This is a genomic window from Microthrixaceae bacterium (assembly GCA_023957975.1).
In the GTDB taxonomy this organism is placed as follows: Bacteria; Actinomycetota; Acidimicrobiia; order Acidimicrobiales; family Microtrichaceae; genus JAMLGM01.
Genome location: JAMLGM010000016.1, coordinates 1 through 23,926, shown reverse-complemented (window position 1 = coordinate 23,926; position 23,926 = coordinate 1). Strand labels below are relative to the sequence as shown.

Sequence of the window (23,926 nt, the reverse complement as noted above, 5' to 3'; positions counted from 1 at the left end):
CCATGGAGGACACCGTAGCGACGCCACGGATCGAGGCTCCCTCACCCCAGTCGGCCACCCCGTTCCCTCAGCGGCCGAAAACGTTGACAGCGCGGGCGATGACGAGCGCCACCGTCAACAGCGAGATCACCGACTGCACCAACATCATGAGCTTCGCCCACCGCGTCATCGGCATCGTGTCGGTCGGGCTGAACGCTGTGGCATTGGTGAAGCTCACGTACAGGTAATCGACGAACTCCGGTTCCCAGTCCTTCGGCGCGAGGTCCGGGTCCTGCATCTGCGGAAACGAGAAGTCGGGGTACTCCGCGATGCCCTCGCTACGGCGGCCCGGCCCGCCACGGTCGAACTCCCAGTAGGCCAGCCCGAACACGATCGTGTTGGTGATCCAGACCGCGAGCCCAGCCCGTAACAGTGGGCCGGCGGCGACGTCGATCCCCTCGACGAGCCGGTCGATCATGATGGCGAGCGTCACCGCATTCACGAGGGCCAACGCAGCGAGCGTGGCGAGGCTCAAGGCCCGAAACGTCGTCGAATGGGCATCGATCCGATTCGGGTTCACCACCAACGAGATGACCAACAAGACGGCGATCAGCACCGGCGAACCCCACCGCAACACGCTCGGATAATCCGTCGGCAACGCAGCCTGTGCAGCCGCAGCGACGATCAACGCAGAACTCGCGGCCCAGCGTGACTCCCCCCGGGTCCTTGCCCTCCATGCCGGCTCGTCGCTCACCTCTCGCCCCGTCGTCATGTGGTCCGGCGCCAGGCGCGGTCCGGATCAGTTGCCGTGACGCCCACCCGCCGAGTCCTCGGCACCGGAGGCGAGCGCCTTCCACAGCGCACGGTAGTTCGGGTACTCGAGTTCCGGCACGACCCACCCGGCATCGACGAGTTCGCGATGCAGCGCCGGCAGGTTCCGCCACGGCACGCCCATGTCGACATGATGGGCGAGATGCCAGCCGGTGTTGAACGGCACGACCCAGAAGCTCGCAAGCCTCGACTGCCGCACATGATGGGTGGTCTTGCGGCGATCCTTGCTCGCCTCCATCCCGCCGTGCTCGGCGATGGCCCGCAGCCGGTTGATCACCCGCCACGACGTCATCCACGGCACGATCCACAACACGAGATACAACCACGGGTGTCCGATCGCCCAGAACACCGCGAAGATCACAGCCTGGGTGACGTAGATGGGCATGGCGAGACGCCGACCCGTCGCGCTCTTCAATGTCCGAAACAGCGGCGTGAGGTTCTTCCACCCCGAGCTGAACAAGGCGTCGCGCCGGAGCTTTCGCCACAGCGACGAGGCCGGCATCGGGTAGCCCCGGTAGAAGGCGATGTCGGGCTCGGTCGGACCGAACTCCTCCTTGTGATGAGCGAAATGCGAACGCCGGTAGATCCCGAACGGGACGAGGCCCGGGGCGTCGAGCAGCCACTTGCCGACGAAGTCGTTCGCCCGTTTGTTCGTGAACAACAACTTGTGCGCCGCCTCGTGACCGAGGATCAGGAAGCGGGCAAACACCGGGCCCATCAACACGATGCCAGCGAGGTAGGCCAGCGGGTGGCCGATCCAGATGCACAACCCAATGGTGATCGCTGCCTGCGCCCAACACAGCACCACGGATCCGACGTTTCGGAGGTTGTCGATACGTCGCAGCTCTCGGCGGACCTCCGGTACCGGCATTCCCGAGACGGTGAGGCGCTCGGTCGGCAACACGTCCGCGAGAAGATCCGGGGACGGAACCATCGTGGTTCGCACGAGTACCGATGGGCTTGCCATGCTCGAGATTTACTACGAAACTCAAACATGTGTCAACAGCCAGTAATATTCGATCGGCAGTCGATTCCGGCTCGGATGCTGCGGGGCCGAGCGTCTCGCTGCAGCGACTGACCGCCCGTTCGGTGCTGTTGTCGGTGCTGCTCGGCACCGACGGCGCCTGGTTGCCGACACCGCTGCTGTTGAGTACCACCGCACTGTTCGGCATCGCGGACGGAACCTCCCGCACCGCGCTCAGCCGCATGTCCACCGCCGGCGAGGTTGAAGCAACGGGGCGCGGCTACCGCATCGTTTCCACCGACCTGCTCGCCCGTCAACACCGGCAGACGGCCGGGCGAATCGGCCAGCGTCGAACGTGGGACGGGTCGTGGCGACAGGTGATCGTCGGGGCGGGCGAGCGCCGCAACGCGGGCGATCGTGCGGCCGTGCGCTCCGCATTGAGCGCCGCCCACTATGGCGAACTGCGCGAGGGGGTCTGGCTCCGGCCCGACAACCTGGGGCCTGCCGAGCCGCTCGAACGATGGGCCCACTCCCCCGACACGCTCAGCGCAACCGTGGCTCGGGTCGACATCGACGAGGCCGCACTCGCAGCGCGGCTGTGGGACCTCAACGGGTGGGCGAGACAGGCGACCGACCTCATCGGAGACATGAAGCCGATGACCCGCCAACTCAAACGCGGCGATGCTGGGGCGCTCGCGGAGTCATTCATGATCAATGCCGCGGTGTTGCGGCTGTTGGCCGCCGATCCGTTGCTGCCCGACCGGCTCGCTCCAACGCGGTGGCCCGGTCATCGCCTACGCGACGACTACGAACGCTTCGACGCCGCGTTTCGACACGTGATCACCGAGCATTTCGCCCGCCACGCCGATCGTTGATGGGGCGTGCGCTGACGCGGCCTGCGCACCTAGCGCCACAAACTTCCTGCCTACAGCGATACGTGGTGTCGCTTCTGGCAGGAAGTTCGCGCAAGCAGGCAGGATGAACGCACCCAAGGAGGCCCACATGACCGACATCGGCGTCGAGTTCAATTTCATCCCGTCGCTGCTCGGTGTTCGGGGCCGCATGGTCGACAGCGATCTCGTGTTGGACCTTCATCCGAACCCGGCGATCCTCCATCACGGCATCGTGCGCGCCAGCGTGTTGGCCTACGTCGTCGACGCGGTCGCCGGCATCGCGATCGACACCGACCCCGAACGATGGTCCTTCACCACCGACCTCACCCTGCGCATGCGGCCCGACCCGATCACCGCCACCGAGATCACCACCGGGACCCATCACCTGTTGCGCGACGGGAACCGATCGATGTCGTCGCGCGTCGAGCTCACCGTCGGCGAGACACTCGTCGGTGCCGGCGGCATCGGATTCGCCCGGGTCCCGCGCCGGCCCGATGACCCGCCGAAGATCTCGGTGGCCCCGAAAGACGTTCCCGCACGGTTCGCCGAACTCGGGGTGCTCGACCGGCCGCTTCGCGACGCTACCGGGATCGTCGTGGTCGACCCCACCGCTGGGCACCTCCAGATGGCGATGATCCCCGAGGTCCTCAACCCGGCGGGAACGCTGCAGGGAGCCATGGTCGCCCTCCTCGTGGAGGCCGCGGCGGAGGAACTCGTGACCGCGACGACCAAACAGCCCGCCTTCGTCGTCGACCTCGACCTGCGCTACCTGTTTCGCACCGGGGCCGGGCCGGTTGAGAGCCACGCGCGGTTGGTGGGTGCCGGCCCGTGGGACGGCATCGAGGTCACCCTCACCGACGTGTCGACCGGGCAGATCACGACCCTCGCCTACGCCCGCGCCGTGCCTGTTCTCCGATAACCAGTGGTCGTGATCACGACCACTGGTTATCGGAGAACAGGTGGGTGAGCGCGGATTCGAGCTGAGGGACCGCCTTGTCACGTTCGCCGTCGGGGCCATACAGCCGCAGGTCGAGCGCGGCGGCGACCTCGTCGAGACCTTCGACGTCGAGGGTCGCGCCCACACGTCGGGCGAACCTCGCACCGCTCTCATCGCGGCTGCGCTCGAGGCCGTGACGTCGTGCCACCTCCTCGAGGCGGATGACCACACGGTCTGCGACCTCGCCGCTGCGCGCCAACCGGCGCGTTCGGCGACGTCGATCGAGAGCGGACAACGCCGCCTCGAACAGCCGCACACCGCGGCCGCGGCGACGAACGAGTCCCATCACCGGTGGCCACAGCACCACCCACAACACCACGACGAGACCGACGATCATCGCAGCCGTGCGAACCGCTCCGGTTGACGACTCACCGAGACTGGCCCGACCCGACACTTCGATGCCGGCGGTCGGGTCGAACGGCACCCACCCCACACCCTCGAACCACACCTCGGTCCAAGCGTGCGCACCGTTCTCCAAAACCCGGTACCGCCCGCTGACCGCATCGCGACTATCGGGCACGAATCCGGTCGCGAGGCGGGCAGGGACCCCCTGTTCGCGCAAGAGCACCGTCATCGACGAAGCGATCTGTTCGCACCAGCCGACGCGGGACTCGAACAAGAAGTCGTCGACGACATCGGTGTCGGTCGGGGCGAGCGGGGCGTCGATCGAATAGGTGACGTTGCGGTCGAGCCACGCCTCGATCGCTTGGACCTTGTCGAAGGTGGTGTCTGCACCCGCCGCCAGTTCGACCGCGAGCCGGCGCACACGCTCGGTCGCGACGGGCTGCTGCGCGTACCGATCGGCGATCCGTGCATTCGCCTCCACCTCGTTCGTCGAGCGAAGCACCTCCGCAGTCAGGTCGAGCTGTCGGGCGCTCGTCACCTCGTAGGTGGCCCCTTTGCCCAACCCCGCGGGAACGACGATCGATCCGTCCGGCAGCGACACCATGTTGATGTTCTCATCGGCGTTGACCCGAAGCGGAACCGGGCTGAGCGGCATGGAACTGGAGAACCGCGCCTCGATCCGGAACTGCTCGACGACCTCGGTCGGCTGGTGGAGCGTGGCGGTGGCCAGGTCATCGCGGTCGGTCGAGTTGACGGAACCGTCGGCGCCGATCGGGGCCAGCTGAGCATCCGATATCGTCCAGGTTCGGCCGTCCCAGACATCGAACACCTGCGCTCGCCAGAACCCCGGGGCATCGCTTCGCACCGTCATGATCAGGTCGTCGCTGAGACGTGGTCGCCGGGTCATGTCGAGTTGACTCGTCGCAGCCATCGGATTCGACGATTGCCGGTCCCACGGATTCGCGCTGGCCCCCGAACGCACACCATCGCCGAACGCGCCCGTCACGGTCGGCGAGAACACGATGGCCGAGGTGGCCATGGCGACCACGAGGCCGACCGTCGCTGTGGCAACGGCGGGCGCCGACCATTGCGGTGGCCGGCCGGGTGCAGCCCCCCAGGTCGTTTGCGCGGCCACCAGCGCTGCGGCCGTGGCGGCCATCCACGCCAGCCCGACCATGGTGGTGTCGACCTGGGATGAGGCGAGGTCTGCCCAGCCGACCACGATGACGACGCCCAACAGACACAGCCCACGAACGACCCGACGAAGCGGCACCGACCGCAGGCCGAACACCCCCAACAGCGCAACGGTCGCTCCGCTGCCGAACGCCATTGCCACTCCCCCGACGCGCGCCGGCAACAAGCTGACAGCGAGCCCGACCGACAGAGCGCTCAGGGCACCGATCGCGAGGGTGCGTCGGGGCGACGCCGCCCGTCGATCGAGCGCGACCTGTTCGCCACTCATCGCTGCGCCCCATCGGGCGGCGGCGACGCGATGGCACGGGCGACATCGATAACGAGCCCGCCGCTCGTCGGGCTTACCTCGCCGACGCGGGCGACCGCGAGCGCTCTCCTCACCTCCACGGCCGAGCGAACCTCGGTGCTGTGTGGCCGACCGTCGTTGACAGCGAGCACGACGTGCGCCCCTCGTCGCAACCCGTCCAGCGCCAGCCCCGCCGCAAGGGACGCCACAGCCTCGGGGTCATCGCAAGCTCCGAGGTCGACCGCCAGCGTCACCCGGCGATGGGCCTCGGACTCGTACTCTCGAACGAGGACATCGCCTCGGCGGGCGGTCGCACGCCAGTGCACCCTGCTGATCGTGTCGCCGAACTGATAGGGCCGCACGGCCCGCACCGCACCATCCTCATCCTGTCGCGACGACGAGGATTCGGTGCCGACGACGAGGTCCTGCCACGGCAATTGCGCCGCCACCACCTCCGGGCCGACGATCAAGGGTCGTGGCAGGGTCACCTCGAAGCGTCGCGCCAATCGCACCACCCCGATCGGGCCTTCGGTGACGACCTCAACCTCGAGCGTCTCAAAGCGCCCGCGCTTCGGCGCCGGGAACTGCAGCTCGCTCTGCGCCGTCAACGCGAGCGGCACCGGCTCGCCAACCGACGCCACGCGAACTCGCAGCGGCCCGACCCCCGCCGACCCGAACACGGTGCAGCGCAATCTCATGACCTGAGCGACATCGAGCTCGGTGACGAGCGGCTCCAGTTCGACCGTGAGCGACCGGAGCGCGACCAAGGGCATTGCGACCCCGACCACGAGGAGCGCGCCCACCGCGACGAGCACCATGGCCGCAGCCTCCCGGTCGACCACGCCCGGTCGAAGCACCACCGCGGCGACGAGCGCCACCAGCAACGTCGCACCGAACGCGGTCGGTCGAACGCGCCCGGGGGTGCCCGAACGGTCGCCAGCGTTTCGGACCCAGGACCTCGCTGTGTTCCCCACGCCGGACCCTCGCCGCCGATCCCTACCGCTCGGGCACCGGCACCGAGGCCAGGACCGCCATGAGTACGTTCCATGCAGCGCCGAAGGACGGGGCGACGATCTCGGGCACACCAGCTATGCCCGCCGCAGCAGGCGCAGCCGACGCGCCGTCGGTGGCACCAAGCCGCACCCGGTGGGCGCACGCCGGGCCGAATACCGTCTGGAAGTCCTCGGGGGTCACGAAGTCACGTCCGCACACCACCGCATGGGCCCGCGCCAGCGCCAGCAGGCTCGCCGCGACGCGAGGCGAAACGCCCACGTCGATCGAGCGATGGTGTCGGGTTGCGTCGACCAGGGTCAAGAGGTAGTCGACCAACGACGCAGCCACGTGCACCTGACGAACCTCCGCGATGCAATTCGCCAACTCGGTCGGGTTGGTCACCGCCACGACGGCCGGAAGCTGACTGACCCCTCCCGCCCCGACCAGAATCTCCCTTGCTGCGTCGCGGTCGGGCCATCCGAGCGAGAACACCAACGAGAACCTGTCGAGTTGGCTCTCCGGAAGCGGATAGGTGCCGACCTGGCCGTGCGGGTTCTGCGTGGCGATGCAAAAGAACGGGTCGGGCAACCGATAGGTGGCGCCATCGACGGTGACCTGGCGCTCCTCCATCGGCTCGAGCAGTGCTGCCTGCGCCCGCGGCGAGGCCCGGTTGATCTCGTCGACGAGCAGCACATTCGCGAACACCGGACCCGGATGAAACTGCCATTGCGAGGAACTCGGCTGCCACACCGAGGTGCCGACGATGTCGGCCGGCAGAAGCTCCGGGGTGCACTGCACACGCCCGACCACGCCACCGGTAGCGCGGGCCAGCGATTTGGCCAGCAGCGTCTTTCCCGAGCCGGGGAGGTCTTCGAGCAGGACGTGGCCCCCGCTCAACAGCCCCGCCACCAAGAGGCCGATCTGTGCCGACTTGCCCTTCACCGACCGACCGAGCGCCTCGACGAGCGCCGCCGCGATCTCGGTCGGATCACGGTGCAGCTGCGGGTGCGGGTGCGACTCGCTCGAGAACTGTTCGCTCATCGCCGCACAGCTTTACACGCGGCGATGCCGGATCGACGGCGAAGGCGCCTCGGGTCGCTCACACCTCACTGTCGGACCGTCGGTCAGACGGCATTACTCCTGCAGTGTCGTCGTCGACTCGGATTCGGACGCTGGCTCGGGCTCGGACCCCGTGGTCGTGGTGGCGAACTGATCGGCGGACGGCTCGATCACCATCTCGTCGATCACCTCGGCCGCATCACCGTAGGACACGCCTGGACCGATGAGATGACGGCGCGAGACGAACTCGCCGCGGGTTCCACGCAACTCGATCGTGTCGATGGCCACCAGGCGTTTGCCGGAGAACCGCAGCAGTTCGAACGCGTAGTTCTCGCGGGTCTCCACCAAGAGCGCGCCGAGCCCGGTGGCGCCGCTCGACCCCACGGTCGCCAGCACGGTGCCGTCCGATTCACTCAGCGTGAACCGATGAACGTGGCCACCGATGACCGTCGCCACCTTGCCCATCGCGGGAACCGCCTGGACCGGATTGTGAATCGCCAACACGTCGGGTTCGTGTCGACGCAACAGTTCCTCGATTCTCGGGTACTGGGCTTCGTAGCGGCGTTGAAGGTCCGCTCGGGGAATGGACCGAAGCGCCGTCTGGGTCGGGTCCTCCACTCCGAGGATCCGAACGTCGCCGACGGTGACCACGTCGCCGTCGATCGCCGTCACTCCGTCGATTGCCGCAATCGCCTTGCGAGCTTCGAACCCGTCGTGATTGCCGGCGACGAAGTAGTACGGGACGTCGAACTTGGACAGCTCCGACACCATGCGCGCCTCGGGTTCCTGGCCGAACGACGTCAGGTCGCCGGTGTCGATCACGGCGTCGACGTCGAAGGTCGACGCCAGCTCGCGAGCCAGTGAGATTCCCACCGGATTCAGGTGGATGTCGGACACGTGCAAGATGACGGTTTCGCCGCTCGAGGCCGCCACATCGGCGTCGATCGTCGAGGAGTACAGGTCGGCGAGCTTCTGGGCCAGCACCTTCGAACGATCGTCGATCTGCTTGAGACCGTCGGTGAAGTTGTCGCCAGCCTGGGCGATCAACGGGCTGACCATCGACAGCGGACCACTGGTCCTCGGTTGTTTGAACGCGTCGGTCGAATAGCCCACCGCCGTGCTCGCAGCGACGGCCGAAACCGCCACGACCGCGGCCACCGATCCCATCAACGTGCGGCGCCACAACCAACCCCGGTCTCGGTGTCGGCCTGGCAACAGCAGGGCCGCCGCTGCCCCGACGAGGGCCGACAGCACCCCGAGCCGCAGCCCGACACGCCAGAAGAGTCCGGGAAGATCGTCCTCGACCAACGAATTCAGATGTTCCCGATCGAACGCCCCCGTCGAGGTCGTCAACGATTGAGCCGCACGAACATCGACCTCGTCGAGGCGCAGCGCGACTTGCGTCGGACCACGGTGAGTCGCAGCCGCGAGACGCCCGAGCGGCGGAAGTTCCAACACCGTCTCGCCCGGCCAACTCGGTGCGATGCGAGCGCTCACGACCCCGGGGCCGACCTCGCGAGATGCCAACGAGGTCATGGGCATCGCCAAGATCGCGACGACCGCAGCGAAGAGCACCACCGCCACCTTGACCCACCGTGGGTCGCGAGCCGACGCCGAGCGCGAGACGTCATCTCGCACCGAGTGTGGAGTCGCCTCGGAACCCATGGCCGAAGCGTAGCCACCCGACCTACCGCATCCGCGTGCGGTCGCCGCCGACGGCGGTGACCACCGCCGACCGAGGACATCGCTGGCTCTCAACACGTCCGCCCTCTACTGTTGGCGCATCGCCAATAGTGTTCATGGAGGGGGTCCCATGTCCGACTCGGTCATTCCACGGTCCGTTCGTCGCAACCACTGGATGAACCACGTCGCAGTCCATGCGCGAATGCGTCCCGACGCGACGGCGTTCAAGCACCTCGGCGCGGTGACGACCTGGAGCGAGTTCCACGATCGCGTGCAATCACTCGCCGCAGCCCTTCAGCGGCGCGGCGTCGGCTTCGGCGACCGCGTCATGTTGTTGACCCTGAACTCCACCGAGGTGCTCGAAGCGGTGTTTGCCGTCAACACCCTCGGTGCGATGGCGGTGCCGATCAACATTCGCCTGACCCCACCCGAGATCGCTTTCATCATCGACGACGCCGACGCGGACGCGATCATCGCCGATGCCCTACTGGCCCCGCTCATCGGCGCCACCCAACAGATCACGTCGCGCCTGAAGCGGATCATCATCCTCGGCGACGCCAGCCCCGACAGCGACCACGAGTCCTCGAACGATCTGATCGCCGAACCACTCGACGGCTTCGAGGCCCCCGATGTCGCCGAGTCCACCCCGGCGCTCATCATGTACACCTCCGGGACCACGGGCCGGCCCAAGGGTGCGATGCTCGATCACCTCAACCTGTTCAGCCAGGCCACGTCGATGGTGCGCATCAACGGCGACCACCCCGATGACGTCGCCTTCGTGACCGCCCCGTTCTTCCACATCGCAGGTCTCGGCTCGATCGCCACCTCGTTCCTCCTCGGCATCCCTTCGATCATCCATCCCCTCGGCGCTTTCAACGCGCTCGACACGATCAAGGCCTGGGAGGCCGAGCGCGCCACGGTCGTGTTCAACGTCCCCACCCAGTGGCAGGCCATCGTCGCCGAGCCTTACGTCAAAGAGGCCGATCTGGCGCTGCGCATCATCAGCTGGGGCGCCGCCCCCGCGTCGGAAACCTTGTTGCGCCAGATGACCGAGTGCTTCCCCAACGCCACCAACATCGCCGTGTTCGGCCAGACCGAGATGAGCCCCGTCACCTGCGCACTGTCCGGCGAAGATTCGCTTCGAAAGCTGGGGTCGGTCGGCAAGCCGCTTCCCACCTTGATGTACCGGGTCGTCGATGCGGAGATGAACGACGTCGCCGTCGGAGAGGTGGGTGAGATCGTCTACCTCGGCCCGAACCTCATGCAGGGATACTGGCGCCGCGACGACGCAACCGCCGAAGCCTTCAGAGGCGGGTGGTTCCACTCCGGCGACCTCGTTCGCCAGGACGAGGAGGGGTTCGTGTGGATCGTCGACCGGGCCAAGGACATGATCATCTCGGGCGGCGAGAACGTCTACTGCGCTGAGGTCGAAAACACGCTGTTCGCCCATCCCGACATCGTCGATGTCGCCGTCTACGGGCGCGCCGACGACAAGTGGGGTGAGGTGCCGGTCGCCGCGGTCGTGTTGGCCCCCGGCGCGCAACTCACCATCGACGAACTCGAGGTCTGGATGGACGACAAACTCGCCCGCTTCAAACAGCCGAAGGCCCTCGTCGTCCACGACGAACTACCACGCAATGCCGGCGGCAAGGTCGTCAAGGGGCTCCTGCGCGACGGCGACTCGACGAGCGCTGTCGGCTGAGCCGATCTGAACGAACCGGAACGAACGGAGGCAACGTGTCGGTCATCCACCCCCGCAATTTCAATGACGTCATCTCCGGTGTCGCACTCGCCGCCGGTGCGGCGAACGTCATCATGCAACTGTCGATGCCCGGCATCGGCCACGGCGTCGCCGAGAGCAAGGTCGACTCGGGCAATGTCACCAAGCATCCGTTCAAACGGATGCGCACGACGTTCACCTACCTGGCGGTCGCCGCCTACGGCTCCGACACCGAGAAGCTGGCGTACCGAAAGGCGGTGAATGCCGCACACCGCCAGGTGCGGTCGACCGAGGACAGCCCCGTCGACTACAACGCCTTCGATACCGGGCTGCAGTTGTGGGTGGCGGCCTGCCTCTACAAGGGTTCCGAGGACGTGCACAATGCGCTCTATCCAAGGGCCCGCTACCGCGGCCAGAACGGCCTCTACGAAATGAGTCGGGTGCTCGGCACCACCCTGCAGATGCGCGAGGAACAGTGGCCGAAGACCCGCGACGACTTTCAGACCTACTGGGACGAACAGCTCACCAAGGTGCACATCGACGACCGCGTCCGCGAGTACCTGATGCAACTCGTCGACCTCACGATGCTGCCCGCACCCATCGCGTTCGCCACTCGGCCGTTCCACAGGTTCCTGACCACCGGATTCCTCGAACCCGCGTTCCGCAAACAGATGCACCTGTCATGGTCGCGTGCCGATCAACGGGCTTTCGACCTGCTGTTTTCCTCGATCGGGATGTTCAACCGCCACCTCCCCACACCCGTTCGGGCGTTTCCGCTCAACGCCTACCTGTACGACTTCAGGCAGCGGGTGCGGAGCGGTAAAGCCTTGGTGTGATCCGATCCGGGTCGCGGCTCCAGCCGTACGCCGCCGCGACGAGCGCAGCGACGGCCCCGAGTGCAACCCCGGCGCGAGGGTCGATCCATTCGCAGATCGCCCCCAGGATCGGGCCGCCGATCGGCGTGGTCCCGAGAAACACCATGGCCTGCAACGCCAATACCCGGCCGCGCATCGACGGGTCGGCGTTGAGTTGGACGATCGCGGTCGACGACACCATGAACGCGATGCTCGAGGCACCGATGAGCACCGCGATCGGGTACGCGATCGCCATCGACGGGGCCGCCGCCAACCCCAGCATCGACACGCCGAACGCAGCGGCGGCCACCCACACGTGACGCAGCGGCACAACCGCTCGTCGGCCTAAGGCGAGCGCCGAGACGAACGACCCGATGCTCAACACCGACAAAAGCGTCGTGAACGTCGTGTCGGTCCCTCCGAAGCTGTCGACGACCAACAGCGGCAACACCACGCTGAAGTTGAACGTGAACGTGCCGATGATCGTCGCCATCACCAGCGGAACCCACAACACGGGTTCGTTGCGGACATATCGCAGTCCGGCGCGCACCTGACCTTTGCCGGGGGCCGGCGCCTCGGCGCGACGGAACTCCGCCGGATTCATCCGAGCGAAGGCGATCAGCACGGCGATGTAGCTGATGCCGTCGATCAGGAAACACCATCCGTAGCCGACCGTCGCGATCAGGCCGCCGGCGATCGCCGGGCCGATGATTCGCGACCCGGTCATCAGGGCGCTGTTGATCGACACGGCGTTGTTCACCGACTCGACCGGCACCATCTCCACGACGATGGACCGACGGGCCGGGTTGTCGAGCGCGGTGAGAACCCCACCCATGAACGCGAGCACGAAGATCGCCGGAATCGATGGATCGTCGCTGAACGCAACGAGCGCCAACAGCAACGACTGCACCATCGCTGCCGACTGAACGCCGATGAGCAGTTTGCGCTTGTCGACCCGGTCGGCGATGAGGCCGGCCATCGGCCCGAACAACAGCACGGGGCCACACAGCGCTGCGGTGAGGAGCCCCACGGCGAACCCGCTGCCGGTGAGATGCAGGATGAGCAGCGACTGGGCCAGCACGGTCAACCAGTTGCCGACCTGGGAGATGCTCTGGCCGATGAAGAACCGGCGGAAGTTCGCCACCCGAAGCGAGGCGAAGGTGCTCGTGTTGGCAACTGGTGGAACCGTGGCGGCAACGCTCATCGCCGCACCTCCCCGGCCGCGGCCAACCCGCCGGCTGCGGTCTCGTCGGCTGCGGTCTCGTCGGCATTCGTCGCAGCAGCGGTGCCGGCGGCGGACACCAGCGCCTCGAGCACCCGGACTGCGTCGGGCAGAGCGGCCTGCAACTCGGGGGCGAGCGCGTCGATCGACCGCCGGACATAGGCGGTGCGCCGAGAGCCGATCAGGTCGACCTCCGCCGCGCCCTGCGGGGTGACGGCGATACGACACACCCTCCGATCGTGCGCATCGGCCACCTTGGTCACGTAACCGAGCCCCTCGAGCTTGTCGACGATCTTCGAGGTGGTCGGCGAGGTGATCCGTTCTGCGGCGGCGAGTTCGGACAGCGACATCGGGCCGCGACGACCGAGCGTCAACAGCGCGGTCGTCAGCGGCGCCGACAATTCGTGAGGGTCTTGGTGGCGAAGAATTCGGCCCAGGCGAAGGACCGCCAAGCGAATCGATGCGGCAACCTCGTCGAGGTCGCCCATGCCGCTGGGCGCTGCCGCGACGTCGGTACCCGTTGTGGAATCGGCTGCTGCGGCGCGTGAGTCACTCATCGCCGATCAGCATACCGATATTTAGTTAGTTAGTGAAACTAATTTGCCGAGACGAGCGTCACACGGCCAGCGTCCTACCCGGCGAGGTCACTTCGGCATGTAGTTCGCAAGGTGCGTCAGCATGAGCGTGTTGAGGCGGTAGGCCTCGCGAACCTCTTCGACCATCGCGGCCTTCTCCTCGTCGCCGTAGGGCAACGCGTCGAGCGCTTCGCGGTAGGCATCGCGGAAGCCCTTCGGGCTCTCGACGTCGGCGAAGTGATAGAACTCCGCACCCTCCTCGGGCGAGATGTCGTAGAGCTTCCAGGCGAGGCGGGCGATCATCTGCCCACCCGACAGATCCCCCATGTACCGGGTGTAGTGGTGGGCAATCCATCCCGCTGCCCAATCCGAAGCCTTCTCCTTCAGGCGAGCGATGTATTCGGCGGTTTCCGGGGTCGGCGTGATCGTCCCGCGCCAGCCGGGGCTCATGAAGTCGAGGTCGCGCTCGAGGGCGGGAAGACGGCGGAGCTTGTCCATCCACTCCTTCGACGCGAACGGCTGAGCGGCGGGGTCGTCGGCGAAGCGCTCGGCGGCCTTCTCGATTTCGAGGTACACGAACCAGAGTTGCTCCTTGAGCACGGCGTATTGCGCCAGCGTCAGCTTCCCGGCGAGGAGATCGTCCATGTAGGTGGCGTGTTCCGCCCCTTCGTGATCACCCCAGGTCGCTTGGCGGATCTGCTCCGAGAAAGCGAGGGGCGCTTCGACGGTATCCTCAATCGTGCTCACGTGTAACTCCCTGACGACCGGCGCCTCAGCGTCCTCCGGCCGTGTCGATCAATCGGCGTGCCTGTTAGGCGGGCTTCACACTATACGATTCGTCCCGATTCCAACAATGGTGTGCCAAGGCACCCACGATCTGTGAGTAGATGCATATGCCCGAGCCCCTCCCGACCTTCGACGATGCCGTGATCTCCGGCGTGACCCGGCACATGAACGAGGACCACGCCGATGACACGCTCCTCATCGCCCGTGCGCTCGGAGCCCGGCCGGGCGCGACCGACGCCAGGATGATCGGCCTCGACAACGACGGCGGCGACTACGAGGTCGTGACACCCAGCGGCACCGAAACCATCCGCATCCCCTGGGCCCGCCGGCTGAGCGAGCGGATCGAGATCCGCCAGGAAATCGTGCGAATGTACGACGAGTCCTGCGAAATCCTCGGCCTCGAACCCCGAGCCCACGAGTAGACCGTGCCGGCGAGGGGCGACGACACCGTCGTATTCGTCCATGCACACCCCGACGATGAGGCCATCTTCACCGGGGGAACCCTCGCCGCGCTGAACGACGCCGGCGTGCGCACGGTCGTGGTGCTCGCAACCTCCGGAGAACTGGGCGAACGCGACGGTGCCGAGAGCATCGAGTCGCTGCGTCATCGCCGCCGCATCGAAGCCCAGGAAGCGTGCGATCTCCTCGGGGTCGCACGCCTGGTGTTTCTCGATCACGTCGATTCCGGACTACACCTCCCAGCGTCCGCCGGCGACACCGGATCGTTCGTCGAAGCGTCGCTCGACCTCGTCGGCGAACAGATCGCCGAGGTGCTCGACCAGGAACGGGCCAGTGCCGTGGTCGGCTATGACGACCACGGGATCTACGAACACCCCGACCACATCCACGCCCACCGCGCGACGATGCTGGCGGCCGAACTCGCCGGGGTCTCGTCTCGATACCTCTCGACGGTTGATCGCGAGTACCTCCACTTCGTCGAATCCCACCTGATCCACCGGGCCGACGAATCGATCCCCTCGATGCGCCCCATCGGATCCTCCACCGTCGAGATCACCACGACGATTCCCATACACCGCTTCCTGGCCGAAAAGCAGGCCGCCATCGCCGCTCATCGCAGCCAGATCAGCGACCCGTCCCTGGGACTGCAGGGTTCCTTCGGCGAGGTCTACGGCTACGAATGGTACGTACGGATGGGCCCCCGCAGCGTGCTCGACCACCTGGTCGCTCGACTTCAGGGCGCCGCCGCACGGGAGTAACACCTGCACACGACCCACTACGGTTGCGGCGGTGATCACCACCACGAAGCTGGCCGCGGCGATGTGTGCTCTCGCCCTGACCGCGGCAACCGGCTGCACGAACGATTCGGCCGACGGCGAAACCGTTGGGTCCACCACGACCGCAGTCTCGACCACCGCTGGTTCCGCGTCGGGCTCGTCCGGCGACGGCCCTGGGGCCGACAACATCTACAGCGACCCCGCGAAATGGCTGTGTGCTCCGGGGGCCGATGACGCGTGTTCGATCGAACTGTCGGCGAGCACCGTCAACGCGAACGGGGTGAAACGCACCGACCTTCGACGCAACGAGCAGCCCTTCGACTGTTTCTACGTCTATCCGACGATCTCGCGCGACGCCACCACGACCAGCGACTGGTTCGCCAGCGAGGACGAAGAGGGCTACGTGGCCCGATACCAGGCCGCACCGTTGACCAGCCGCTGTCGGGTATTCGCCCCGTTGTACCGACAGTGGACCCTGGCATCGATCGGTGCTCGGGTCGGTGGCGATGTTCCCGACGACGAGGTCAACCCCTACGACGACGTCCTCGCCGCCTGGCGCCACTACCTCGCGACCGACAACGACGGGCGAGGGGTCGTGTTGATCGGACACTCGCAGGGATCGATGCACCTGACGCGATTGATTCAAGAGGAGATCGAGCCGGACGAGTCGGCCTCACGACTCCTCATCGCCGCCTACCTGGCCGGCACCTCGATCCAGGTCCCCGACGGCGCCGACGTTGGAGCGACGTTCTCCTCGACGCCGTTGTGTCGGGAGGAAACCGACACCGGTTGTGTCGTCACCTGGTCCTCGTACCGAAGCGAGGAGCCCGAATCGGCGGGCTCCATCTTCGGCCGCCACTTCGACGGCACGGTCGCTGCGTGCAACCCCCCGTCGTCGTTGCGCGGGACGCGCTCGGTGACCTCCCCGTTGATGCCGGCCGTCCGCAACGCCTCGATCTTGTCCTCGCTGCTCCCGGCGGTACCCGAAGATGCCTCATGGTTCGATGGAGCGGTCATCGACACCACCTATGTCGCACTCGACGACTTCGTGTTCGCCGAGTGCCGAGATACCGAAACGAAGAACGCCGCGATGATCACGGTGCACGCCGATCCCACCGACTCGCGCGCTGATGACATCACCGGCGACCTGTCTGCCGAGTGGGGCCTGCACCTCGTCGACGTGAGCCTCTTTCTCGGCGACATCATCGACCTGATCAGCACACAGTTCGAGGCGTGGGAATCAGCGCCGTCCGCATCCGGCTGAACGTTCCCACAGGCACACAGCCGACCTTCAGGGTCTTCGGAGGAAGCTCCAAGGTTCGCGGAGGAAAGTCGTTCCCATGAACGAATCTCCCTTTCCGCCTCATCAGCCCTGGGTGGGCTCCCCGCCTCCCTACCCCCCGAACGAACCGCCCTATTCGGCACCGTCGTCGGTCTTGGGAGCGCCGCCCAGCGAGGCGCCTTCCGCTTCTGGCGGTGCCGCCGAGTCCGCGACACCGCGAGGCCGGTCGGCGAAATCCCAACCGCGAGCCGCTCGGCGCGGGGCGGCGGCCGTGACGGTCGCCGCCGCGCTCGTCGCCGGCGGAGTCGGCGGCTTCGCGGCGGCTTCATTCGCCGATACCGGATCGACCGCGACGCCCACCGCGGTGACCGCGGCACCTCCGTCCGCTTCGGGCGACTCCGGCACCGGCGCCAATACGGCGATTCCCGCCGCCTCCACCAGTTCGCCGCTCAGCGTCGCCGAGATCGTCGATCGCGTCGGCCCCTCGGTCGTGGCGGTGAACACCGAGGTGGTCGAGCGTCGAGGCCCCTTCACCCAAACGGGATCGGGCGCCGGCACCGGGGTCATCCTCACCTCCGACGGACAGGTGCTCACCAACGCCCACGTCGTCAGCGGAGCATCCCGGGTGACCGTCACCGTGGTCGTCGACGGCGAGGAGGTCGAGTACCCGGCGACGGTGATCGCTGGCGATTCGAGCAACGACCTGGCGCTTCTCCAGGTCGACGCCGACACCGACCTTCCCGCGGCGACGATCGGGGAATCCTCCACCGCCGCCGTCGGCGACGATGTCGTGGCGATCGGCAATGCGCTCGCCCTTGAGGGCGGGATGTCGGTGACCCGCGGCATCGTGTCGGGCCTCGATCGAGCGATCACCGCCGGAGACGCCTACTCGAGCGAGCAGCTCACCGGCCTCATCCAGACCGACGCTGCGATCAGTTCGGGCAACTCGGGTGGCCCGCTGGTCAACGCTGCCGGCCAGGTGATCGGCATCAACACCGCGGTGGCGTCCTCGTCGAGTGGCACCCAGGCCTCCAACGTGGGCTTCGTCATCCCGATCGATAAAGCCATGAGCATCGTGGAACAGATGCGCCAGCAGATCTAGAGACCTGTCTGCGGGTGCCGACCCGCAACACGTTCGCCCGGGCTCCTCCACCGGGTGCGTTCAGCCCCGCCGTTTCGACTCCTCGACCACCTCGAGGAATGCTCGACCGGCGGGGCTCATCGCGCCCGGACGAAAGATGACTCCGACCCGCCGGCGAATCGGGGGCGCGACCTGCGCGATCACGATGTCTCCATCGGGGGAACCGATCGCCTCGGCCACGACCCGAGGCAGGATCGAATACCCCCCGCCGGCAGCGACGACCGCGGCGATCACCTCACGCAGTTCCGTCTCCACCGCAATGCGAGGTGCGACCCCCACGTAGGCGAAGGCCTCGTCGATGAGCCGACGGGTCGAGGTCCCTTCGATGGCCGTGACGAGCGGGAGTGACGCCAGTTCGGTGAGCGGGACCGGCGCCCCGTCGGGGGCATGGACCTCGTCGAGTTCGACGCTTCGGTGATACACCACGACATACACCTGATGGTCGAGTTCGACCGATTCGAGCCGGTCGGCCGCGGACGTCGCATCCGATGGCACCACCCCCTGCGAGGTCAGCTCGGTGAACCCGATCTCGGCCTCCCCGCTGGCGACCACCGATCCGATCCGTGCCGCCGAGTCGGGTTCGACGAGCCGGACGCTGATATCGGGATGACGCCGGTGGAACTCGCCGATCAGCTCGGCCACCGGAGACACCCCGAGGGTCGGCAGCGACACCAGGTCGAGCCGTCCGCTGCGCAACGCCGACACCGACGCCACCGCATCGCGGGCGATCTGCAAATCCCGAAGCGCCTGGCGCGCACCGGGCAACAGCGCCTCGCCTGCGGCGTTGAGCCGGACGTTGCGTCCGATCCGGTCGAAGACCGCGACGCCGAGATCGCGTTCGAGGCTGCGAATCGTCTGGCTCACCGCGGGCTGCGACACGCTCAACGCGTCCGCCGCCGCAGTGACGGAACCGTGATCGACCACCGCCACGAAGGTCGACAGTTGGTGGAACTTCATAAGTGAAGCTTATCACTTCAATCATTTACCGCTCTTGGACATATGAGTCGAAATCGGTGATCCTTGAAGCGTGTCCCCCCACCTCACCCTGACGATCATCCTCGCGGGCCTCGCCGTTGGCGTGTTGTACGGCATCTTCGGCGTCGGATCCGCATTCGCCACGCCGATGCTGTCGATCATCGGCGTTCCCGGCCTCGCCGCCGTGTCGGGGCCGCTGCCCGCCATGCTCCCCGGATCGGCGACCGGCGCGTGGTCCTACGTTCAGGCCGGAAACGTCGACTGGCGGGTCGCCAAACGGTCGATCATCGGCGCCGTCCCTGCGTCGATTCTCGGGGCGATCGCCTCGCAGTGGGTTGGAGGCCCAGCGCTCATCGCCATGAGCGGGGTGGTGTTGTTCGTCGTCGGAGTCCGGGTGTTGCGCCCGACCCGTGCCGCCGCCGTCCTCGATACGCCGAGTTGGGCCGACCGGCACCCGGTGCTGTTGTCGGCGGCGGCAGCGCTCGTCGGCTTTCTGTCCGGCCTTCTGGCCAACGGCGGGGGGTTCCTGCTGGTGCCGATGTTCCTCCTGATGGTCGGCCTCGACATGAACAAAGCGACCGGCACCAGCCTCGTCGTCGCCACGCTGCTGACCGTCCCAACCCTGGTGACCCGCTCGTTCATCGGCGACATCGACTGGCTGGTCGCCGGAGCGTTCGCGATCGGAATGATCCCCGGAACGCGCATCGGTGCGCTCAGCGCGGCTCGATTCGACGTCGCCCGACTCCAGCGAGCCTTCGGGGTGCTGTTGTTGGTCTTCGCCGTGTGGTTTCTCGCCCGCGAACTCCCGCACCTGATCGCCTGAGTAGCGCGAACCTCTAGGACCTCGACCGTGGGGTGATCGTGATCGGGGTCGAGCGCTCCTCGAAGACGAATCCCGCGCCGGTCGAGAACCTCGTCAGCTCGACCGAACTGTGCACCGCCACCTCGGCGTCTCCCTCGGTGATGCGCACGACGAGCGAGTCGGCACCCGACGCCTCATCGAGGGCCACCACGAAGCGCTGGTTCACCTCGGTGGCGACGGCCTGCAGCGCGTCAAGGTGGCCGTCGCCCCAGAACGACATCCACGCCTCGTCCGCGGTCGCAGCGGCCCGGCGATCGAAGCTCACCACCAACGAGTCGCCGTCACGACGCGTCGCCATCGCGGTGTAGGCCAGCGGGTGCATCATCGGGTGCAGCTGGAACACCGCTTCGAGGCCATCGAGGTCGGGGGCCAGATCGAAGGCCGCTTTGAGGCGCTGGGCCATCACCCCTGCGATGCCGATGCCCTGATTCCGGTACATCCGCAGCGCCGACTCCTCCGACTCGGCCCGTGCCCGTACCGCTTCCAGGAACGAGATCGCCAGCAAATGCCACTCGACGGCGATCTCCTCGGCGAGGCGAACCAGCGTCGTGCGACCGAACTCGCTCCACACGATGTCGGCCAATAACGGCCCCGAATAGTCGGTGAGCCCGTCCTCGCTGCGATCGGGCTCGTCGAGTTCGATGGTGGCGATCGCCCGCCGCATCATCTGAGTGGCCTGCTCAGGAAACGGGACCTCGGGGTGCGAGTCGTCGATGATCACGGTCCAGTGACAGTGCGGGTGGCGATCCGCCGGTTCGCGAGGCGGGCGATGAATCGGACGAATCTGGGCGCGCGGATTGGTGGCGATGGCGGTGGCATCGAAGGTCGGGTCCTCGATGTCGTGACACATCGTCACGACGTACTCCTCCCCCATCGGTTCAACGTCGACGAGCGCCCCGCAATGGTCCAGCCAGAACTCTCCGGAGTACTCCGAGTTGAGCTGGTAGCGGAAGTCCATGAACTGCGGCGGCGCTCCGATGTCGAGCTGCATCCCTTTGAAAATGCACTCGACGGTGTCGCCCTCGAAACGCAGGAATCGCTGCATCCGCTTGGAGTAGATCGGGCTGGCACCCATCCACTCGTCGATCGCCACGGCCCCCATGACCTCTCGGCCGAACGCACCGATGGCATGGGGCATGCCGGCGCGATCGATGAGTTGACCGCCGAGTAGCCACTCGGGGATCAACACCGCGAGCTCGCCCCGGCCGAGATTCCTGAGATCCATGGGCGAAGCGTAGCCCAGCCGGACCTTCAGGTTTACACCTGTTCATATTTTGTATCGCAGCGTCCGCTCACCCAATCTCGAAGCGTCGACCACACTGGTGCGGTGACTGAGTACGCGACCCCGCACCCGACCGCCCCCTCGCCGACCGAACTTCCGGCCGCGGTGTTGTGGGATCTCGACGGCACCCTCGTCGACACCGAACCGGCATGGATGCGCGCCGAGGTGTTGCTGGCGAATCGCCACGGGGTGAACTGGGGGCCACAGGACGCGCTGCAGCTCATCGGCACCTCGCTGCCCAACGCCGGTCGGATCTTTCAGGACCTCGGGGTGCCCGGCTCCGTCGCAGAGATCGTCGACGAGCTGATCGGCGTGGTGGTCGAGACCCTCGGCAACCACATCGAGTGGCAGCCCGGGGCGCAGCGCATCCTCGCGGAGCTACGAGATGCCGGAGTTCGCCAAGCACTGGTCACGATGAGCTATCGGGACATGGCCGACCTCATCATCGCCGGCGCTCCCGCCGACACGTTGACCACCAGCGTCACCGGGGACGAGGTGACCAACGGAAAGCCCCACCCCGAGCCCTACCTTGCCGCCGCCGACCTCCTCGGAGTCGACATCGCACAGTGCGTCGCGGTCGAGGACTCCCCCACCGGGATCGCGTCGGCGCTCGCCTCCGGGGCGCGGGTGATCGGCGTGCAGCGTCAGGTGCCGGTCGCGCCGGAACCCGGGCTCTCGCGCCTCGCGAGCTTCGACGCCCTCACCGTCGATACCTTTCGCCGCGTTGCCAGCGGCGAAACGATCGACGAACTGCTTGCCTAATCTACGGATTCTTCGGCCAGGAGCCGACGTCGAAAGAGATCGAGCACGAGATCGAGTGCGTCACGGGTCGGTTGGCCGGGCGCGTCGATGAGGTGCTCGGTCAACACCCCGTGAGGCGGGAATGGAACCGTCTTGTTGGCGAACTGATCCGGAATCTCCACGCCGACGAACGCCTCGCCGAGCTCACGCTCGAGCGTCCGGAAACGATCGCCCGGGGCCAGTCGGTCGCCACAGAACCGAAGGCCCAACACCTCCAGGTCGCCCCGCCTCGCACGCTCCTTCACCCGGTCGAGATCGGCTGGGGAGATGTCGAGGGCTGCCTTGTGTCTGCGGCCCAACGCGATCGGCATCGACGGCTGGGACAACACCGGAGCGACCAGCCGGTCATCGACCGCCATCGACAGCGCGTACCCACCGGTGAAGCACATGCCGACCGCGCCGACCCCCGGGCCGCCGCACCGCTCGTGTTCGTGCGCCGCGAGCGTTCGAAGCCACCCGACGATCGGGCTGGTCTCGCCGAGGGACCAGACGGTGAACTCCTTCGCCACGCACGCCCGGGTCAGGGTCGCGGCCATATGGAGCGCGGCCGCCGGAACGGCCATGGCGTTGGGGTCGAGGCCGGGCTCGCCGAACAGCGCCGGCATCACCACGGTGCAACCCAGGTCGACGACTCGATCCGCGAAGGCCACCACCTTCGGGGTGATGCCCGGCATCTCGGCGATCACGATCACCGCCGGACCGCTGCCGCGCCGGTAGATGTCGCGGGTGAGCCCCTCGTGAGTGAACGACGAGCGCGAATAGGCCTCGAGGGGTGAACCGTTCGCGAACTCTGTCTCCGTGGACCCTGTCATGGGTCAGAAGCTACCGGCGCGGGCGCTACGGTCGAGATATCGAATCCGTTTCTCCTCGGCCGGACCTGCCGGCCCCGAAAGCGAGGCGCCATGTCCGCACCCGTACGGCGACTGGCCATCAACACCGGTGGCGGTGACGCCCCCGGTCTGAACGCCACGATTCGAGGTGCCGTGCTCGGCGCCATCGATCAGGGTTGGGACGTCATCGGAATTCGCGACGGCTACGAGGGGCTCTTCCACGACGACGGGGTCGTCGAACTGCACCGCGACGTGGTGCGCGACATCACCAACGTCGGAGGCACCATCCTCGGCACCACCAACCGCGGCAACCCCTTTGAAACGGGCCGCGGCGAGGCGGTCGTGCAGCGCCTTCGAGAACTCGGCGTCGACATCATGGTGGCGATCGGCGGCGACGGGTCGCTCACGATCGGCCACAAGCTCTCCGAGTTGGGCATGTCGGTCATCGGGGTCCCCAAGACGATCGACAACGATCTCGAACACACCGATCAGACCCCGGGCTTCGACAGCGCTGTCAGCTTTGCCACCGAATGCATCGACCGACTCGTCTCCACGACGACCGCGCATGACCGGATCATGGTGATCGAGGTCATGGGACGCACCGCGGGATGGATCGCCCTGTACTCCGGCATCGCCGGCGCCGCACACGCCATCTTGATTCCGGAGATCCCCTACGACATCGAGGTCGTGGCGCAACGGGTCCGCCAGCGCGCCGAGCGCGGGCAGGACTACTCGATCGTCGTCGTCGCCGAAGGTGCCAAGCCGATCGGTGGAAGCGCTACCACGCTGCAGGGTACGACTCGACTCGGCGGGGTGTCGCAACTCGTCGCCGAACAACTCGAGGAACTGACCGGCAAGGAGGCGCGCTGGTCGAACCTCGGGCACCTGCTTCGGGGCGGTTCCCCGACGGCTGATGACCGCCTCCTCGGCCTGCGCTACGGCTCCGAGGCGATCCGGGCGATCGTCGAGGGTCACCGCAACGTGATGATCGCCCTACGCGACGGCAACGCCGTCACCGTGCCGCTCAGCGAGGTGGCCGATCGCGCCCGCCTCATCCCCGACGACGATGGAGTGTTGCGCACGGCTCGGGCGATCGGAATCTGCCTCGGCGAGCCGGGTCGGGCCGACGCCTGTTGA

Annotated in this window: 23 protein-coding genes; 11 read left to right on the top strand and 12 right to left on the bottom strand. The window is 67.0% G+C overall.

What is annotated here, in order from left to right; genetic code table 11:
* Nucleotides 1-67: 67 nt before the first annotated feature.
* Together M9952_15935 and M9952_15930 are read right to left on the bottom strand one after the other, a co-directional pair.
* The gene (locus tag M9952_15935; protein MCO5314413.1) at nt 68-733 is read right to left on the bottom strand and encodes a DUF1345 domain-containing protein; all 666 of its coding nucleotides are present in this window, start codon (nt 731-733) and stop codon (nt 68-70) included.
* A gap of 45 nt (nt 734-778) precedes the next feature.
* On the bottom strand, nt 779-1,777 hold the full coding sequence (locus tag M9952_15930) for a fatty acid desaturase (GenBank protein ID MCO5314412.1): 999 nt from the start codon (nt 1,775-1,777) through the stop codon (nt 779-781).
* A gap of 29 nt (nt 1,778-1,806) precedes the next feature.
* On the opposite strand from M9952_15930, the gene M9952_15925 reads away from it, so the two are divergent.
* Nucleotides 1,807-2,649 carry a hypothetical protein gene (locus M9952_15925; GenBank protein ID MCO5314411.1) on the top strand — a complete coding sequence of 281 codons (843 nt, stop codon included), beginning with the start codon at nt 1,807-1,809 and terminating at the stop codon, nt 2,647-2,649.
* Between the two features lie 103 nt (nt 2,650-2,752).
* On the top strand, nt 2,753-3,586 hold the full coding sequence (locus tag M9952_15920) for a hypothetical protein (protein ID MCO5314410.1): 834 nt from the start codon (nt 2,753-2,755) through the stop codon (nt 3,584-3,586).
* Nucleotides 3,587-3,599: 13 nt separating this feature from the next.
* Here M9952_15920 and M9952_15915 read toward each other — a convergent pair whose 3' ends face one another.
* The 4 genes from M9952_15915 to M9952_15900 all read right to left on the bottom strand — a co-directional run bounded on the left by M9952_15915 (nt 3,600) and on the right by M9952_15900 (nt 9,206).
* Nucleotides 3,600-5,471, bottom strand: coding sequence for a DUF3488 and transglutaminase-like domain-containing protein (locus M9952_15915; protein MCO5314409.1), 1,872 nt, complete (start codon nt 5,469-5,471; stop codon nt 3,600-3,602).
* Nucleotides 5,468-6,463 carry a DUF58 domain-containing protein gene (locus M9952_15910; protein MCO5314408.1) on the bottom strand — a complete coding sequence of 332 codons (996 nt, stop codon included), beginning with the start codon at nt 6,461-6,463 and terminating at the stop codon, nt 5,468-5,470. Before M9952_15910 ends, M9952_15915 begins: the two co-directional genes overlap by 4 nt.
* Before the next feature lie 22 nt (nt 6,464-6,485).
* Nucleotides 6,486-7,523 carry an AAA family ATPase gene (locus M9952_15905; protein ID MCO5314407.1) on the bottom strand — a complete coding sequence of 346 codons (1,038 nt, stop codon included), beginning with the start codon at nt 7,521-7,523 and terminating at the stop codon, nt 6,486-6,488.
* 93 nt (nt 7,524-7,616) lie between these two features.
* Nucleotides 7,617-9,206 (bottom strand): metallophosphatase family protein, encoded by a 1,590-nt coding sequence (locus M9952_15900; GenBank protein ID MCO5314406.1) that lies wholly within the window; start codon nt 9,204-9,206, stop codon nt 7,617-7,619.
* Nucleotides 9,207-9,354: 148 nt separating this feature from the next.
* Between M9952_15900 and M9952_15895 the strand changes: the two genes are divergently transcribed.
* A complete protein-coding gene (locus M9952_15895) occupies nt 9,355-10,926 on the top strand; it encodes an AMP-binding protein (protein MCO5314405.1) in 1,572 nt (523 codons plus the stop codon).
* A gap of 35 nt (nt 10,927-10,961) precedes the next feature.
* On the top strand, nt 10,962-11,780 hold the full coding sequence (locus M9952_15890) for an oxygenase MpaB family protein (GenBank protein MCO5314404.1): 819 nt from the start codon (nt 10,962-10,964) through the stop codon (nt 11,778-11,780).
* On the opposite strand, the gene M9952_15885 is transcribed toward M9952_15890, so the two are convergent.
* The 3 genes from M9952_15885 to M9952_15875 form a co-directional block, all read right to left on the bottom strand.
* Complete coding sequence (locus tag M9952_15885; GenBank protein MCO5314403.1) at nt 11,743-13,002, bottom strand: MFS transporter; 1,260 nt, start codon at nt 13,000-13,002, stop codon at nt 11,743-11,745. The two genes, M9952_15890 and M9952_15885, sit on opposite strands and share 38 nt — an antisense overlap.
* Complete coding sequence (locus M9952_15880; GenBank protein MCO5314402.1) at nt 12,999-13,577, bottom strand: MarR family transcriptional regulator; 579 nt, start codon at nt 13,575-13,577, stop codon at nt 12,999-13,001. Before M9952_15880 ends, M9952_15885 begins: the two co-directional genes overlap by 4 nt.
* Before the next feature lie 87 nt (nt 13,578-13,664).
* Nucleotides 13,665-14,342 carry a biliverdin-producing heme oxygenase gene (locus M9952_15875; GenBank protein MCO5314401.1) on the bottom strand — a complete coding sequence of 226 codons (678 nt, stop codon included), beginning with the start codon at nt 14,340-14,342 and terminating at the stop codon, nt 13,665-13,667.
* A gap of 146 nt (nt 14,343-14,488) precedes the next feature.
* On the opposite strand from M9952_15875, the gene M9952_15870 reads away from it, so the two are divergent.
* From M9952_15870 to M9952_15855, 4 genes are all read left to right on the top strand, one after another.
* The gene (locus M9952_15870; GenBank protein MCO5314400.1) at nt 14,489-14,803 is read left to right on the top strand and encodes a DUF2470 domain-containing protein; all 315 of its coding nucleotides are present in this window, start codon (nt 14,489-14,491) and stop codon (nt 14,801-14,803) included.
* 3 nt (nt 14,804-14,806) lie between these two features.
* The gene (locus tag M9952_15865) at nt 14,807-15,598 is read left to right on the top strand and encodes a PIG-L family deacetylase (protein ID MCO5314399.1); all 792 of its coding nucleotides are present in this window, start codon (nt 14,807-14,809) and stop codon (nt 15,596-15,598) included.
* Nucleotides 15,599-15,629: 31 nt separating this feature from the next.
* Nucleotides 15,630-16,880, top strand: coding sequence for a DUF3089 domain-containing protein (locus M9952_15860; GenBank protein MCO5314398.1), 1,251 nt, complete (start codon nt 15,630-15,632; stop codon nt 16,878-16,880).
* 289 nt (nt 16,881-17,169) lie between these two features.
* Complete coding sequence (locus M9952_15855; GenBank protein MCO5314397.1) at nt 17,170-18,000, top strand: trypsin-like peptidase domain-containing protein; 831 nt, start codon at nt 17,170-17,172, stop codon at nt 17,998-18,000.
* A 60-nt stretch (nt 18,001-18,060) separates the two neighbouring features.
* On the opposite strand, the gene M9952_15850 is transcribed toward M9952_15855, so the two are convergent.
* The gene (locus M9952_15850; GenBank protein ID MCO5314396.1) at nt 18,061-18,996 is read right to left on the bottom strand and encodes a LysR substrate-binding domain-containing protein; all 936 of its coding nucleotides are present in this window, start codon (nt 18,994-18,996) and stop codon (nt 18,061-18,063) included.
* Nucleotides 18,997-19,066: 70 nt separating this feature from the next.
* On the opposite strand from M9952_15850, the gene M9952_15845 reads away from it, so the two are divergent.
* Nucleotides 19,067-19,837 carry a sulfite exporter TauE/SafE family protein gene (locus M9952_15845; GenBank protein MCO5314395.1) on the top strand — a complete coding sequence of 257 codons (771 nt, stop codon included), beginning with the start codon at nt 19,067-19,069 and terminating at the stop codon, nt 19,835-19,837.
* A gap of 13 nt (nt 19,838-19,850) precedes the next feature.
* Here the strand turns inward: M9952_15845 and M9952_15840 are convergent, their stop codons facing one another.
* The gene (locus M9952_15840) at nt 19,851-21,101 is read right to left on the bottom strand and encodes a hypothetical protein (protein MCO5314394.1); all 1,251 of its coding nucleotides are present in this window, start codon (nt 21,099-21,101) and stop codon (nt 19,851-19,853) included.
* A gap of 102 nt (nt 21,102-21,203) precedes the next feature.
* On the opposite strand from M9952_15840, the gene M9952_15835 reads away from it, so the two are divergent.
* Complete coding sequence (locus M9952_15835; protein ID MCO5314393.1) at nt 21,204-21,920, top strand: HAD family hydrolase; 717 nt, start codon at nt 21,204-21,206, stop codon at nt 21,918-21,920.
* Here M9952_15835 and M9952_15830 read toward each other — a convergent pair.
* Entirely contained in the window at nt 21,917-22,771 is an 855-nt protein-coding gene (locus M9952_15830) for a dienelactone hydrolase family protein (GenBank protein MCO5314392.1), read from the bottom strand. The genes M9952_15835 and M9952_15830 overlap by 4 nt on opposite strands.
* Nucleotides 22,772-22,861: 90 nt before the next feature.
* Here M9952_15830 and M9952_15825 point away from each other — a divergent pair, with 90 nt between their 5' ends.
* Nucleotides 22,862-23,926 (top strand): ATP-dependent 6-phosphofructokinase, encoded by a 1,065-nt coding sequence (locus tag M9952_15825; protein ID MCO5314391.1) that lies wholly within the window; start codon nt 22,862-22,864, stop codon nt 23,924-23,926.

Coding starts and splice junctions, on each gene's coding strand:
- M9952_15830 (MCO5314392.1), bottom strand. CDS start 22,771: ATGACAGGGTCCACGGAGACAGAGTTCGCGAACGGTTCACCCCTCGAG.
- M9952_15895 (MCO5314405.1), top strand. CDS start 9,355: ATGTCCGACTCGGTCATTCCACGGTCCGTTCGTCGCAACCACTGGATG.
- M9952_15885 (MCO5314403.1), bottom strand. CDS start 13,002: ATGAGCGTTGCCGCCACGGTTCCACCAGTTGCCAACACGAGCACCTTC.
- M9952_15900 (MCO5314406.1), bottom strand. CDS start 9,206: ATGGGTTCCGAGGCGACTCCACACTCGGTGCGAGATGACGTCTCGCGC.
- M9952_15825 (MCO5314391.1), top strand. CDS start 22,862: ATGTCCGCACCCGTACGGCGACTGGCCATCAACACCGGTGGCGGTGAC.
- M9952_15930 (MCO5314412.1), bottom strand. CDS start 1,777: ATGGCAAGCCCATCGGTACTCGTGCGAACCACGATGGTTCCGTCCCCG.
- M9952_15850 (MCO5314396.1), bottom strand. CDS start 18,996: ATGAAGTTCCACCAACTGTCGACCTTCGTGGCGGTGGTCGATCACGGT.
- M9952_15915 (MCO5314409.1), bottom strand. CDS start 5,471: ATGAGTGGCGAACAGGTCGCGCTCGATCGACGGGCGGCGTCGCCCCGA.
- M9952_15880 (MCO5314402.1), bottom strand. CDS start 13,577: ATGAGTGACTCACGCGCCGCAGCAGCCGATTCCACAACGGGTACCGAC.
- M9952_15870 (MCO5314400.1), top strand. CDS start 14,489: ATGCCCGAGCCCCTCCCGACCTTCGACGATGCCGTGATCTCCGGCGTG.
- M9952_15840 (MCO5314394.1), bottom strand. CDS start 21,101: ATGGATCTCAGGAATCTCGGCCGGGGCGAGCTCGCGGTGTTGATCCCC.
- M9952_15905 (MCO5314407.1), bottom strand. CDS start 7,523: ATGAGCGAACAGTTCTCGAGCGAGTCGCACCCGCACCCGCAGCTGCAC.
- M9952_15920 (MCO5314410.1), top strand. CDS start 2,753: ATGAACGCACCCAAGGAGGCCCACATGACCGACATCGGCGTCGAGTTC.